This is a genomic window from Advenella mandrilli (assembly GCF_016595155.1).
In the GTDB taxonomy this organism is placed as follows: Bacteria; Pseudomonadota; Gammaproteobacteria; order Burkholderiales; family Burkholderiaceae_B; genus Advenella; species Advenella mandrilli.
This window is the reverse complement of the sequence record NZ_JAENGP010000003.1, coordinates 122,608-136,027: the sequence shown is the minus strand read 5'-3', so window position 1 is coordinate 136,027 and position 13,420 is coordinate 122,608. Positions and strand designations below refer to the sequence as shown.

At 49.2% G+C, this 13,420-nt stretch carries 15 protein-coding genes; 12 read left to right on the top strand and 3 right to left on the bottom strand.

Annotated elements, in window-relative coordinates; translation table 11 throughout:
* Window positions 1–22: 22 nt before the first annotated feature.
* Entirely contained in the window at window positions 23–961 is a 939-nt protein-coding gene (locus JHL22_RS03730; RefSeq protein ID WP_200233945.1) for a 2-hydroxyacid dehydrogenase, read from the top strand.
* A gap of 26 nt (window positions 962–987) precedes the next feature.
* Here JHL22_RS03730 and JHL22_RS03725 read toward each other — a convergent pair whose 3' ends face one another.
* From JHL22_RS03725 to JHL22_RS03715, 3 genes are all read right to left on the bottom strand, one after another.
* Window positions 988–1,836 carry a hypothetical protein gene (locus tag JHL22_RS03725; protein WP_200233943.1) on the bottom strand — a complete coding sequence of 283 codons (849 nt, stop codon included), beginning with the start codon at window positions 1,834–1,836 and terminating at the stop codon, window positions 988–990.
* A gap of 19 nt (window positions 1,837–1,855) precedes the next feature.
* Complete coding sequence (locus JHL22_RS03720; RefSeq protein ID WP_200233941.1) at window positions 1,856–2,206, bottom strand: nucleotide pyrophosphohydrolase; 351 nt, start codon at window positions 2,204–2,206, stop codon at window positions 1,856–1,858.
* Window positions 2,207–2,295: 89 nt separating this feature from the next.
* On the bottom strand, window positions 2,296–3,390 hold the full coding sequence (locus tag JHL22_RS03715) for an NAD(P)-dependent alcohol dehydrogenase (protein ID WP_200233939.1): 1,095 nt from the start codon (window positions 3,388–3,390) through the stop codon (window positions 2,296–2,298).
* A 201-nt stretch (window positions 3,391–3,591) separates the two neighbouring features.
* Here JHL22_RS03715 and queE point away from each other — a divergent pair, with 201 nt between their 5' ends.
* From queE to JHL22_RS03660, 11 genes are all read left to right on the top strand, one after another.
* Window positions 3,592–4,224, top strand: a complete 633-nt coding sequence (gene queE / locus JHL22_RS03710; protein ID WP_200233937.1) for a 7-carboxy-7-deazaguanine synthase — start codon at window positions 3,592–3,594, stop codon at window positions 4,222–4,224.
* Window positions 4,224–4,937, top strand: a complete 714-nt coding sequence (gene queC / locus JHL22_RS03705) for a 7-cyano-7-deazaguanine synthase QueC (RefSeq protein ID WP_329610628.1) — start codon at window positions 4,224–4,226, stop codon at window positions 4,935–4,937. The genes queE and queC overlap by 1 nt, the downstream gene beginning before the upstream one ends.
* Window positions 4,937–5,401, top strand: coding sequence for a 6-carboxytetrahydropterin synthase QueD (gene queD, locus JHL22_RS03700; RefSeq protein WP_200233935.1), 465 nt, complete (start codon window positions 4,937–4,939; stop codon window positions 5,399–5,401). The genes queC and queD overlap by 1 nt, the downstream gene beginning before the upstream one ends.
* Window positions 5,398–5,814: a GNAT family acetyltransferase gene (locus JHL22_RS03695; RefSeq protein WP_200233930.1), complete on the top strand. Its 417-nt coding sequence runs from the start codon at window positions 5,398–5,400 to the stop codon at window positions 5,812–5,814. The genes queD and JHL22_RS03695 overlap by 4 nt, the downstream gene beginning before the upstream one ends.
* Before the next feature lie 267 nt (window positions 5,815–6,081).
* Window positions 6,082–6,882, top strand: coding sequence for an OmpA family protein (locus JHL22_RS03690; RefSeq protein WP_200233929.1), 801 nt, complete (start codon window positions 6,082–6,084; stop codon window positions 6,880–6,882).
* Window positions 6,883–7,237: 355 nt separating this feature from the next.
* The gene (locus JHL22_RS03685) at window positions 7,238–8,281 is read left to right on the top strand and encodes a cytochrome-c peroxidase (RefSeq protein WP_407926758.1); all 1,044 of its coding nucleotides are present in this window, start codon (window positions 7,238–7,240) and stop codon (window positions 8,279–8,281) included.
* A gap of 279 nt (window positions 8,282–8,560) precedes the next feature.
* Window positions 8,561–9,163, top strand: coding sequence for a glutathione S-transferase (locus tag JHL22_RS03680; RefSeq protein WP_200233928.1), 603 nt, complete (start codon window positions 8,561–8,563; stop codon window positions 9,161–9,163).
* A 2-nt stretch (window positions 9,164–9,165) separates the two neighbouring features.
* Window positions 9,166–10,098, top strand: coding sequence for a LysR family transcriptional regulator (locus JHL22_RS03675; protein ID WP_200233927.1), 933 nt, complete (start codon window positions 9,166–9,168; stop codon window positions 10,096–10,098).
* 94 nt (window positions 10,099–10,192) lie between these two features.
* Window positions 10,193–11,383, top strand: a complete 1,191-nt coding sequence (locus JHL22_RS03670; protein ID WP_200233926.1) for a CaiB/BaiF CoA transferase family protein — start codon at window positions 10,193–10,195, stop codon at window positions 11,381–11,383.
* Window positions 11,384–11,398: 15 nt separating this feature from the next.
* Entirely contained in the window at window positions 11,399–12,334 is a 936-nt protein-coding gene (locus JHL22_RS03665) for a hydroxymethylglutaryl-CoA lyase (protein WP_200233925.1), read from the top strand.
* Between the two features lie 27 nt (window positions 12,335–12,361).
* Window positions 12,362–13,345 (top strand): Bug family tripartite tricarboxylate transporter substrate binding protein, encoded by a 984-nt coding sequence (locus JHL22_RS03660; protein WP_200233924.1) that lies wholly within the window; start codon window positions 12,362–12,364, stop codon window positions 13,343–13,345.
* The last annotated feature ends 75 nt before the right edge of the window (window positions 13,346–13,420 follow it).

Genomic DNA, 13,420 nt, shown 5'->3' with positions numbered 1-13,420 from the left:
ACACGAATTTAAAGGGCATGCATTGAACATTATTCTGGCTTCTGAATCCCGTGAATATGCCAATAACTGGTTAAAAATCATCAAGGAAAACTACCCCCATTGGCATGCTTTTGTGTATGAGCCTGGCATGCGTCAACCCGATGTGGCCGTTAGCAAGGCCATTGTCTGGAGGCCGCCCGCTTCATTGTTTGCCAGTTATCCAGGCCTTAAGTATCTGTTCAATATGGGGGCGGGGGTTGATGCCATTTTGCAGCAAGCCGGCTTGCCGGCAAACATCCAGATTGTCAGGCTTGAAGACGCGGGCCTGGCCGATAAAATGCTGGAATATGTCATTCATTACCTGTCAAAAATAACCCGTCCGTTTGATCAATATGCCCGTTTTCAACAACAACAGCAATGGAAACCCTTGCCAGAGCTGGCAGCCAGCCAAGTGGCCGTTGGGGTAATGGGGCTGGGGGTGATTGGACAAAAAATTGCGCAAGCCCTGGCCGGGCTGGGATATACGGTGCATGGCTGGTCACGTACCGAGCGAAAACTGCAGGATGTTCATACTTACGCGGGTGAAACAGGTTTGTCTGCTTTTTTGCAAAATACGCAGGTTTTAATTAACGTTTTGCCACTAACGCAGCAAACCCACGGAATCCTTAACCGGCAAACCCTGGCTCAATTACGGGCACCGGCCAGTCTTATCAATATTGGCCGTGGCGAGCACCTGAATGAAGAAGACCTGCTTGAACTGATGAAATCGGGGCATATCGGCAAGGCGGTCCTGGATGTTTTCAGTACCGAACCCTTGCCCCATGGACATCCTTTCTGGGGGCACCCCAACATTATCGTGACACCGCATGTTTCAGGTCCCACCAATGACCCGCTTGCTTTGGCACAGATTAACCAGAAAATAGTCAATCTTGAAAATGGCCGGGAAATTGGCGGCATTGTGTCACGGGAAGCGGGATACTAAGACTTGCGCATTGACCATAAATGCCATCAGGTTAGCGCAAAATAGGCGGCAAAAATAATGAGCAAAATAACAATAAACCGGAATACCGAGACATTGTTTTTGGGGCCGCTTGTGTCGGGGACCTGGTCTGGAATGTCGCTAACAGGATCGGGGCTGTCCAGTTCTTCTGCCGGGGCTTCATGGGCGCTGGCCGAAGCGGCATCGGGTGCGGGGGTTTCGTTGGCCTGGGACCTTAGTGTTTCCAGTAACTGCTGTTGACGGGCCTTGATGGCGGATTCCAGCGCTGGCAAGGGCCAGATGTTTTCAGCGCGTCCGCTCAATACCATGAAAGGGTCAATATTGGGGGCCTGCAGTTCTTCCAGAAGGCCGGTAATTTCAAATTTCAGATCGCTGTCGGCACCCAGTTTATCCAGCGGCATGCCTTCTTTGAGCTTTTGCCAGTCGCGGGCACGACTTCGTAGCATGAAACGCCAGTCATCGCCCGAGGCACTTTCAATGTCAGGCAAATAGGTGGTGCGCAAAATCATAAAAGCCCCGCTCATCTTTTCTTGCAGGAAAACATCAAAGGCGTTCAGGATGGGTTGCCACGGTTCGGGCAGGATTTTTTCAAGCGCCTCCAGTCGGTGGGCCCAGTGCCTGAGTGCTTCGGTGGTTGGCGCGCTTAGATAGGGATAAACTTTTTCGGGGTCATTGCCGGTACGGGCAGTGCTAATATGGGTATCGTCAAACAGGGCCCACCAGAACAGGGCAGGCCAATGGCGGGCCTGAAGTTCAAGGACGATATCTTGACGGAAAACATTGTGCAACTCAATATTATCGCCATCAGGAATGGATTCCTGGCTTAACAGGTTGGCCAGATAAACAACGCCCTGCATGTTGGATTCCTTTTGCTTTTTAAAGTTCGGTGTATTTTTTTGCGTTACCCCGCGCTTTGTCCAGTGGGTATTTAATCTCATTAAGCGCCAGCTTTTCTGCCGCAGCCTCTAGGATATCAATATCCAGTACACGGCTAATTGTTAATAAATACAGGAAAACATCGGCTATTTCGTGCTTTACCGCCTGCAATTTATGGGTATTAAGATGCAGGGACTCTTCTTCTGTCATCCATTGGAAAATTTCCTGCAATTCGGCAGCCTCTACGGTTAGTGCCATGGCAATATTTTTGGGGGAGTGATAGTTGTCCCATTGCCGCTCATGGGCAAATTGCCTGAGCTTTTGCTGGATATGGTCAAGATCGGCAGCCATTTTTTTCCTTAAATACAAGCAATTATAAAGGTATAAAAGCAGCCGGGTATTGTCCGGCTGCTTTTATGTTACCTTAAAGAAAAAAATGATTATGGCTTGATGGCGATCTTGAGTACGCCATCAAGCTGGTTGGCAAAAAGATCGTAAGCCTCGACAATGTCGTCCAGTTTGTATTCGTGGGTAACCAGTGCTTCAAGGTTGACGCGGCCTGTTTCAACGATTTTAAGCAGGCGACGCATCCTTTCCTTGCCACCGGGACACAGGGCGGTAACGATTTTGTGATCGCCCAGGCCTGCTGCAAAAGCATTGACCGGAATGGTCAGGTCTTCCGAGTAGACGCCCAGGCTGGACAGGGTGCCACCCGGTTTCAATACGCGCAGGGCCTGTTCAAACGTGGTTTGGGTACCCAGGGCCTCTATGCTGACATCTACCCCGCGACCGGCTGTGAGTTTCATGATTTCGTCAACCACATCCACTTTTTTGAAGTTCAGGGTCACATCGGCACCCATTTGGCGGGAAATTTCCAGACGTTCGTCTACGCCATCTACCGCAATAATGGTGGCGGCACCGCGCAGTTTGGCGCCGGCTGTGGCACACAGGCCAATGGGCCCCTGGGCGAAGATAACCACGGTGTCACCAATTTTGATATTGCCATTTTCGGCACCCACAAAGCCGGTAGACATGATGTCGGGGCACATGAGCACCTGTTCATCAGTTAGCGCATCGGGGACGGGCGCCAGGTTGGCCTGGGCATCGGGAACCAGCACATATTCTGCCTGGGTACCATCAATAATGTTGCCAAAACGCCAGCCACCGGTTGCCTTGTAACCATGGCAGGCGCAAGTGCCATTGGCAGTGAGATAGCCGCCATCCTGGGAAGGAAAACCATCCTGGCAGGCGTAAGAGGTAAAGCTGGGACAAATGGCGCCGGCAATGACCCGCTGGCCTTCCTGGTAGCCGGTGACGTTACTGCCCAGTTTTTCAATGATGCCTACCGGTTCGTGACCAACGGTCAAGCCGGGAGCAACCGGGTATTCACCTTTCAGGATATGAATGTCGGTACCGCAAATGGTGGTGGTGGTAATACGCAGCAGTGCGTCGTTGGGGCCAACAGACGGGATGGGCTTTTCCTGGATTTCGATACGGCCGGGGGCAACAAAAACAGCAGCTTTCATGGTAGACATGGTAGTCCTCCTGGGGTAAATAACGTAAAGGGAATTGCAGGATGTTTAGTTTCACCGTATGACTGTACAACTATACGATATGAAAATGACAGTATTTTTATACAATTGTAATGTTTTGTTGTAAGAGAGGAGGTGATTAAAATCAATACAAGAGCGCAGGCAAGTTAGAATACGGTATTATCAATTCAAGTAGATGCTGGCGTGGTTTATTCAGTCAAGGAAATATTCAAGACATTGCAGGGTGAGGGCTCGCAGGCCGGACGCACTGCCGTATTTTGCCGGTTTTCCGGTTGTAATTTGTGGTCGGGCCGTGAACAGGATCGTGCCAGTGCGCAATGCACTTTCTGTGATACCGATTTTGTTGGTACCAATGGCACCGATGGCGGTAAATACGCCTCGGCCCAGGCATTGGCAGCATTGCTGGCCAGGGTTTGGGGCCCGGGCACCGAAAACCGGTTCGTGGTTTTTACAGGGGGAGAGCCTCTGTTGCAAGTGGATGATGCCCTGATAGCAGCGGTTCACGAACAGGGGTTTGACATTGCACTGGAAACCAACGGCACCCTGCCGGTCCCTGAAGGCATAGACTGGATCTGCGTCAGCCCCAAGGCAGGCACAACACTGGTCCAGACCTGGGGTAACGAACTCAAGCTGGTGCACCCGCAGGCGGGTATTAATCCCTCTCAATTCGAGCACCTTGATTTTCAGCAATTCTGGCTTCAGCCCATGGATAATCCGTTGCAACGCGCCAATACGGAACAGGCCATTGCTTATTGCCTTGAACATCCCCGCTGGCGGCTAAGTACACAAACCCATAAAATGATAGGAATACGATAGTGGTAAGCAATGCTCTGGTACTTTTTTCCGGTGGCCAGGATTCAACGGCATGCCTGGCCTGGGCATTAAACCGATTCAACCGGGTAGAAACACTGGGCTTCGATTATGGCCAGCGTCATCATGTCGAGCTGGAATGCCGGCAAAATGTTATCGCGCAAATTCGCCAGCAGTTTCCCCAATGGGATAAAAAACTGGGGCAAGACCATTTGCTGGACTTGGGTTTGCTGGGGCAAATTTCAGATTGCGCCTTAACCAGTGAAACCGAAATACAGTTTGCGCAAAGTGGCTTGCCTAATACCTTTGTGCCCGGCCGCAACCTGCTCTTTTTGACCTTTGCCGCCACCCTGGCCTATCGTCGCAACCTGGGCGTATTGGTTACCGGTGTGTGTGAAACCGATTATTCCGGTTATCCGGATTGTCGCAGCAATACCATGCAGGCACTTCAACTGGCCCTTAACCTGGGCATGGAGCAGCAATTCAGGATAGAAACTCCCTTAATGTGGCTGGACAAGGCTCAAACCTGGCAACTAGCCAGCGATCTTGGGGGGCTCGCTTTGCTGGATATTACCCGCGAAGACAGTCACACCTGTTATTTGGGCGAGCGCAACCGGCGTTTTGACTGGGGTTATGGCTGTGGCACCTGCCCGGCCTGTGAGCTTAGGGCAAAAGGATACGAAACATTCATGGAAACACAGCAGGGCGAGGCCGGTTAATGATACGCATTACACGAAAAATGGAATTTGACGCGGGTCACCGTATTCCCGACCATCGCAGTCAGTGCCGCAATTTGCACGGGCACCGTTATGTGCTGGAAATTACCCTTGAGGGTGAAGTGCATGATACCCCCGGGCAGTCTGATAACGGGATGGTGCTTGATTTTTCCGATATTAAGGCGATTGCCCATGAACAGATTGTGGGGCCGTGGGACCATGCTTTTCTGGTTTGCCAAAGTGATACCGCGGTACTGGAATTTCTTAAATCAATGCCCGGTCATAAAACGGTTGTCACCCGTAAAGTGCCAACGGCAGAAAACCTGGCGCAACTGGCTTTTGATGTGCTGGCCCCGGCATTTGAGCAACGCTATGGCAAAGAGCTGGTCCTGCATCGGGTGCGCCTGTATGAAACGCCCAACTGCTGGGCTGATGCCATCCGGATGAGCAGGTCCGATCAATCATGAAAATCAGGTCATTTGTACAGAAAGATAACGATGCCGTCATCCGTTTATGGCAGGAATGCGGCTTGGTCAGGCCATGGAATGATCCGCAAAAAGACATTGAACGTAAACTGACCACTCAGCCAGAGTTGTTTTTGGTGGGCGAGAAAGACGGAGCTGTTGTTGGTTCGGCCATGGTCGGTTACGAGGGACACCGCGGCTGGGTGTATTATCTGGCGGTTGATCCGGCCAGCCAGGGTCAGGGCATTGGTCAGGCGCTTATGCAGGAAGCCGAGCATTTGTTAATGGCAAGGGGCTGCCCCAAGATCCAGTTGCTGGTGCGTAGCAATAATAGCCGGGTACTGGTTTTTTACGAAAAACTGGGTTATGAGACAGGCGATGTTGTCATGCTGGGCAAACGACTGATTCCCGATTAAGTCCTGAGTGGGCGTTTTTTCAAGAAGATCTTATTGGTTTACCTGTCTGGGGACAATAAGACGATAATTTGCTGTTTCGTGTTAAAACCGATGCTTGAATGTGCAGGTATATGCGGTTTTTTTTCCAATAAATATCTGATTTTACAGACAATAATTTGGATTTTTAGTTTGTTTCTTGTTATCCGAATTAAATTGCCACAAAATGAATGTGCTGTTTCTGTAAAAGGTGTAACATTCAGCCTGATATTATCTTTCGAGGAGTCTAAAATGAAGAAACCAAATTCTGGCCGCCGCCTAAAATTTGGGTTTGTTGCGTTAATGGCATTAACATTTGCCGGATGCTCATCCATTAGCAACGTCAGTTCAGACGGTGTTACCGAAGATCCCGTTTGGCCAAATGCAGAAAGCGTTACGTTAAATAACAAGCAGGGTACTTATCCCAACTTTTATAATTTGACGCAGGTTCGTTCTGGCGTAACAAAAGACCAGTTGTATTATTTGTTGGGTCGGCCACATTTTAGTGAAGGCATTAGCGCAAAAGAATGGGATTACCTGTTCCATTTTCATACCCCTGATGTGGGTGTCAACAATGTAACCACTTGCCAGTTCAAAATTCTTTTCGATTCAGAAAGCGTTGCCCGCAGTTTTTACTGGCGTAGCGTAGGTGAAGGTGCCGGTTGCCCTCCAGGCAGCGCCAAAGAGTCATACACACTTAGCGCAGATGCTTTGTTTGAATTTGACAAATCTACCTTAAGCGCCATTACTACCGGTCGTCAGGAACTTGATAACCTTGCCCAAAGCTTAAGTAATGCCAAGGAAATGACAGGGATCTCTATCGTCGGTCATACCGATTTACTGGGTAATAGTGCTTATAACATGCGCCTGTCACAAGCCCGTGCAGAAACGGTTGGCAATTACCTGGTAAGTCAGGGCATTCCGGCTAACCTGATTCAGGCATATGGTGTGGGTGAAACACAACCTGTTGTGCAATGTACAGGCAGTGGCCAAGAGCTTATCAACTGTCTGGCACCTAACCGCCGTGTGGTCATTAGCGTCGACAAGCAATAATAAAACAGGCTGTTGTTTTAAAAAAATTACAGTCTGGGTCATCTTTACATCCGTACCGCATCACTTTAAAAAGGTCATGCGGTTTTTTTTATTAAAGCTTTTATAAATATTAATAAATAATGCTATTTGTATAATATGTAATCAAATTTATGCAATTTATTAAAGCATTAAGTTAATAGTTAATTGTGATTAAGTTTGATATATAACAAGGTTGGCTATTACCTCTAAAGTTATCATAGTCTTAAGCTTTGAATGAATTTATAAAAACTCATTACGGGAAAATTAGTAAGTATCTTTTAGAAATTTTTTTAAAAAGGTGCTTATATTTTTAAAAGAGGTTGTTGATATGGTGAAAATGAAAAAATCCATTGCCAGCTATGCGCTTGCATCAGTACTGTGTCTGGCCGGAAGTGCCTCTGCCATGGCACAGGAAAAGGGGGCTGAAGCTGCCCAAACAGAACGCTACAAACCAAATAACGAATTAATTGTTGCCATCGAGCCAGCAAACGGTCATAACCCTGCAGAAGTTGAGCTGGGTAAAAAACTGTTCTTTGATCCTCGTTTGTCGCGTTCAGGATTTATTTCCTGTAACTCCTGTCACAATCTGGGCATGGGCGGCAGCGATAATCTGCCAACCTCAATTGGTCACAACTGGCAGGAAGGGCCTATCAACTCGCCCACCGTGCTTAACTCCAGCCTGAACTTCGTTCAGTTCTGGGACGGCCGTGCGGCAGACTTGCGTGAACAGGCCGGTGGCCCGATTGCCAACCCAATGGAAATGGCTTCTTCACATGATTTGGTGGTGAATATCCTTGAATCCATTCCTCAATATAAAGAAGAGTTCAAGCAGGTATATGGTTCAGATACCATCACTATTGATGAAGTAACCAAAGCACTGGCCGTATTTGAAGAAACCCTGGTGACACCCAACGCACCCTTTGACCGTTGGTTGAAAGGTGAAGAAAACGCGATTAATGACCAAGAATTGCGCGGTTACCTGACCTTTAAAAACAGCGGTTGTGTTGCCTGCCATAATGGTGCCAACTTAGGCGGTGCATCATTCCAGAAAATGGGCCTGATAGAACCGTACGTAACTGATAACGAAGCTGCCGGCCGTGCCGGTGTGACCGGTAACGACGTTGAGCGTATGATGTTTAAAGTGCCTACCTTGCGTAACGTGGAACTGACCTACCCGTACTTCCACGATGGTGCTGCCAACACGCTGACTGAAGCAGTGGATATCATGGGACGCCTGCAGTTGGGCCGCAAATTTACAGATAATGAAATTGAAGACATTGTTGCCTTCCTGAAAACCCTGACCGGTGACCAGCCCAGGTTTGAAATGCCTATCTTGCCACCTTCCAGTGATTTGACACCTCGTGCCAAGCCATTTGACTAAGGCATAGCAGGGCGCCAATGGCAGTACGGTAAACGGCTGCCAGTCATAGGCCTCAGTTATAAAAAAGCACCTGTTTCGCATTTGTGAGCAGGTGTTTTTTTTATGAAATATCGTGGTATTAAAAAGTCCTGGTTTTGTTGGGGGGGGGCTCATCAGCTGTGACTGTTTTGATACAGCCGCTTTTTGTTTTTAAGACAAGAAAATCATTCTGCCAGTATATTCACTTACAATCACAGCTAATGCAATTTGAAATTATCAAGATCTATTCGGAGAGTATGAATGAAGCTTTATTATTCAGCAGCATCACCTTTTGTTCGTAAAGTGATGATGGTGGCGCAAGAGTTGGATTTGCTTGATCAGCTGGAAAAGGAACCTGTCCAGGTACATCCGGTGAACCGTCTGCAGTCGCTTATTGTCTCTAATCCATTGGGACAGGTTCCTACCCTGATTACTGATGATGGGCAAGCACTTTTTGATAGCCGGGTGATTTGTGAATATCTTAATGACAAGGGGAATGGAAGCTTGTTTGGTAACCAGGATAGCCGTTGGGGTATTTTGTCTGAATTGACCGCGCTGGACAGCTCTTTAAGTGCCTTGGTGATTGCCCGTTATGAAATAAGTGTCCGGCCTGTTGAATTGCAATGGCTGGCTTGGGTTGATGCCCAGATGGATAAATCCCGTACGACGTTGGACTATTTTGAAGGCAAGGCCGAATCACTGGAAGGTCGCGTGGATATTGTCATGTTTGGGCTGGCCTGTTTGTTGGGGTATTTGGATTTTCGCTTTGCTCATTTTGACTGGCGCAAACTTTATCCCAAGCTTGATGCCTGGAATGCGCAGTTCTCGCAACGGCCATCCGTTCAAAATACAGTACCGGTATAGCGTTGAATTTATCCCGGTTTGATCCGCATACCTTACGCGTTTTTCTTCTGGCGGCCCAGCATTCAAGCCTGACCAAGGCCGCCCAAGAGGCGCATCTTACCTTATCGGCCGCCAGCAAGCGTATTTCAGAGCTTGAGAAACAGCTTAACTGCACACTTTTCATCAGGCAAGCCAGAGGGGTGGCGCTAACGCCCGCCGGACAGGCACTAGTGGAACATGCGCAACAGGTTATTAGCACGATTAACCGCATGGCCGCCGATATGGGGGATTATGCCGCCGGCTTGCGTGGTCAGGTCAGAATGTGGGCCAACACCTCTGCGGTGATTCAGTTCTTACCCGGTGATTTGGCCCGGTTTTCCAGCCAGAATCCGGCGATTCGCTTAAGCCTTGAAGAAAAGTTGAGCCATGAGATTATTTCGGCATTAATCCAGGAAAAAATTGATATAGGTATTTTTGCCGATAATATCCCCAGCGGACAAGTGCAGAAAAGCCTGTACCGCTTTGATCAGCTGGTGTTGCTGGTACCTTCTTCCCATGCGTTGCGGGGTTCGTCACCGGTTTATTTCAAAGATGTGTTGCATGAGGGTTTTGTAGGTTTGTCTGATGGCAGCGCTTTACTGGTTCGCATGCAGGAAGCCGCCTTGGCAGCCGAAAAATCATTGCGCCTGCGGGTGCAGGTTAGCAGTTTTGATGCCATTTGCCGCATGATAGAGGCCGGCTTGGGCATTGGGCTTTTGCCTCGTGCCTCGGTACGTCCCGAAATTCTGGGCACCGGCCTGCATGCGGTTGATCTGCTGGACAGCTGGGCAGAGCGCACTTTATGGATTGGGGTACGTAATGAACATAGCCTGACCCCCGATACCCAGCGTTTGTATGCTTTTCTGAAGCAAGCCCGGCACGCAAGACAAAATAATGAATCTTTGCCGGAGCCTTGAATTTCAGGAAAGGGTGGTTTAGAAAAAATTGATTTTCAAAGTGCCATTTTGCTTTCATTATAGAGGATATTGAAAGCAATAAAAGGCAACAAGAATGAAAAAACCATTGGATGGCATCAAGGTACTTGAACTGGGACAACTCATCGCCGGGCCTTTTGCCTGCAAAATGCTGGCCGAGTTTGGCGCCGAGGTCATAAAGATAGAGCCTCCGGAAACCGGTGACCCCTTACGGAAATGGCGTTTGCTGCATGAAGGCACATCGGTCTGGTGGGCCTCGCAGTCCAGGAACAAACAGTCGGTTACCCTGGATTTGCGCCAGAAAGAAGGGCAGGATGTCATTCGCCTTTTAATTAAAGAGGTGGATGTGCTGGTGGAAAACTTCCGTCCTGGAACCCTTGAGAAATGGGGGCTGGGTTGGGAAGAATTGAAGGCCATCAATCCAAACCTGATTATGCTCCGGGTCTCGGGTTATGGACAAACCGGCCCCTATAAAGATCTTCCCGGCTTTGGTGTCGTGGGTGAGGCCATGGGGGGATTACGGCACCTGAGTGGCGAGCCGGGTCGTCCACCGGTGCGGGTGGGTATTTCCATTGGTGACTCCCTGTCTGCCTTGCATGGCGTGATTGGTGTTTTGCTGGCTTTGCGTCATCGTGACCAGAATGGGGGCGATGGGCAGGTTATTGACGTGGCGCTTTACGAGTCCGTGTTCAACATGATGGAAAGCATGGTCGCCGAGTATTCTGTGTTTAATGAAATCCGGCAACCCGCGGGAAGCAGTTTGCCAGGGATCACTCCCAGCAATGCGTATCGCTGCGCGGATGGCAAGTATGCCTTGATTGCCGGTAACGGAGACAGTATTTTTAAACGGCTCATGACATTGATCGGGCGTGACGATATTAGTAATGACCCGGAATTTGCGCATAACGACGGGCGTTCCAGACAGGCTGAATATATTGATGGCGTCATTGGACAATGGGCGGCCCAGCATTCTTTGGAAGACGTGCTGCAGGCTCTGCACGAGTCACGTATCCCGGCCGGAAAAATTTATGACGTGGCTGATATTGTTAACGATCCGCATTATAAAGAGCGGGAAATGCTGTTGCAAGGTGAGCTTGAAGATGGCACGCCAGTTATCCTGCCGGGTATTGTGCCCAAATTAAGCGGTACACCGGGCGAGGTGCATCGCAGGGCACCCACGCTGGGTCAGGATACGGCAAGCGTATTGAGTGCATTGGGGATAGATGAACAAATGCAGCAGCAATGGCGCGAACAAGGAATCATTTAGGTGGGGACGAAAGCAATGACGAGCAATAAAATTTATATGCAGGAAGTGGCGTGTCGTGACGGGTTTCAGAACGAGGCCATGTTTATCCCGACCGAAGAAAAGATTGCCATAGTGGACCAACTGAGTGAATGTGGCTATGCCAAAATAGAAGTCACGTCATTTACGTCACCCAAAGCCATTCCCGCATTGCGTGATGCCGAAGAGGTCATGCACCGTATTCGACGCAACCCCGATGTGTTGTATACCGTTCTGGTGCCCAATTTGCGTGGCGCGGAAAGGGCCATGTCATGCGGGGTGGATGAAATCAACTTGGTGATGTCCGTTAGTGAAACGCATAATCAGTCCAATTTGCGCATGACGCGTGAACGTTCTTTTGAACAGCTGACGGGTATTATTGGAGAGGTTAAATCCACACCAGTAGCGATTAATATTTCCCTGTCCTGTTCTTTTGGTTGCCCCATGGAAGGGGAGGTGGCCCAAAATGAGGTGTTGCACTGGGCAGATCGCTTTGCTGAGTTGGGCGTGCATGGTATTACTTTATGCGATACCACTGGTATGGCCTATCCAACGCAGGTCAGTGCGTTGTTTGAGCGTGTTAAGTCGCAATTTTCCGAGCTTGAGTTAACCGCGCATTTTCATAATACACGCGGTATGGCGCTGGCCAATGCCAATGCCGCGATAGCGGTGGGCATAAATCGTTTTGACGCCTCTTTAGGTGGGCTGGGTGGGTGCCCTTATGCACCAGGTGCCTCAGGCAATGTATGTACGGAAGATATGGTTCATATGTTTGAATTGATGGGACTGGATACCGGTGTTGATTTGCAGGGGGTTTTGGCGGTGGCGGCCAGGTTGCCCAAGTTGCTTGGCCATGATGTGCCCGGCCAGATCCTGAAAGCAGGCTCACGTTTAACGTTGCATCCGGTACCGGATGGTGTAGTAACTGCAGTTTAAAAATTTAATATCTAATGGAGACAAACCGTGAAAAAACACACAACATTAAAGCCATTGTGCTATGCCATACTGTTGGCGGGTCTGGGAAGTAGCGTTAACGCCCAGGAAGTGGCTTATCCAGATCGTCCAGTATCCCTGATCGTTTCAGCAGCACCTGGTGGCACTACCGACCTTGCCGCTCGTATGATTGCCGAACCTTTAAGCAAAGCGTTAGGGCAATCGGTGGTCGTGGAAAACAAGCCGGGCGCATCAGGTGGAATCGCTGCCTCACAGGTCTTAAGAGCTAAGCCGGATGGTTATACTTTATTATTGCAATATTCCGGTTATCAAGTAATTACGCCGAATATTGACAAGGTCAGCTGGGATCCTGTCAAATCTTTTGCACCGGTTGCCAATGTGCTCTCAGCACCACAAGTGTTGGTGGTGAAGAAAGACTTGCCGGTTAATAACCTGAAAGAGTTTGTTGATTATGCCATCAAGAATCCGGGTAAACTCAATTATGCCTCTTCAGGTAATGGCTCGCTTCAGCAGGTGGCTACTGAACAGCTGAATCAAATGGCGAATATTGAAACCACTCATGTGCCTTATAAAGGAACAGGTCCGGCGTTGGCTGATTTGCTAGGAGGAGTAGTGGATTTAACCATTACGACGCCGCCTCCTTTGTTACCTCATATAAAATCAGGCGCTTTGAAGGCACTGGTTGTAACCGGTAGCCAGCGTCTGGATTCGGCACCCGAAGTACCTACAGCGGCAGAGGCGGGTTACCCTGATTTACAGGTTTCTTCTTGGTTCGCCATGTATGCGCCCGCAGGGACGCCTGATGCGGTTGTTCAGAAGCTGGCGGGTGAAATTGAAAAAATCATGGCAACTGATGAGTATCGTGAAAAAGCTGAAACATTGGGGGCAACGGCAGAATTCATGGGGCCGGAAGCACTGGGCAAGTATACGGAAGAAGAGCTGGTTCGCTGGAAAAAAGTCATTGATACTGCCGGTATAAAAGGCAATCAATAATACAAAAAGAGATACGTTTTCGCGTATCTCTTTTTGCCGTATTTTTTTATGGGCCTGCCAGCAATGGCAGACCTG

Excerpts from the sequence above, each read along its gene's own strand:
- JHL22_RS03725 (WP_200233943.1), bottom strand. The coding sequence starts at position 1,836 with ATGCAGGGCGTTGTTTATCTGGCCAACCTGTTAAGCCAGGAATCCATT.
- JHL22_RS03685 (WP_407926758.1), top strand. The coding sequence starts at position 7,238 with ATGAAAAAATCCATTGCCAGCTATGCGCTTGCATCAGTACTGTGTCTG.
- JHL22_RS03720 (WP_200233941.1), bottom strand. The coding sequence starts at position 2,206 with ATGGCTGCCGATCTTGACCATATCCAGCAAAAGCTCAGGCAATTTGCC.
- JHL22_RS03690 (WP_200233929.1), top strand. The coding sequence starts at position 6,082 with ATGAAGAAACCAAATTCTGGCCGCCGCCTAAAATTTGGGTTTGTTGCG.
- JHL22_RS03680 (WP_200233928.1), top strand. The coding sequence starts at position 8,561 with ATGAAGCTTTATTATTCAGCAGCATCACCTTTTGTTCGTAAAGTGATG.
- JHL22_RS03695 (WP_200233930.1), top strand. The coding sequence starts at position 5,398 with ATGAAAATCAGGTCATTTGTACAGAAAGATAACGATGCCGTCATCCGT.
- JHL22_RS03665 (WP_200233925.1), top strand. The coding sequence starts at position 11,399 with ATGACGAGCAATAAAATTTATATGCAGGAAGTGGCGTGTCGTGACGGG.
- JHL22_RS03670 (WP_200233926.1), top strand. The coding sequence starts at position 10,193 with ATGAAAAAACCATTGGATGGCATCAAGGTACTTGAACTGGGACAACTC.
- queD (WP_200233935.1), top strand. The coding sequence starts at position 4,937 with ATGATACGCATTACACGAAAAATGGAATTTGACGCGGGTCACCGTATT.
- JHL22_RS03715 (WP_200233939.1), bottom strand. The coding sequence starts at position 3,390 with ATGTCTACCATGAAAGCTGCTGTTTTTGTTGCCCCCGGCCGTATCGAA.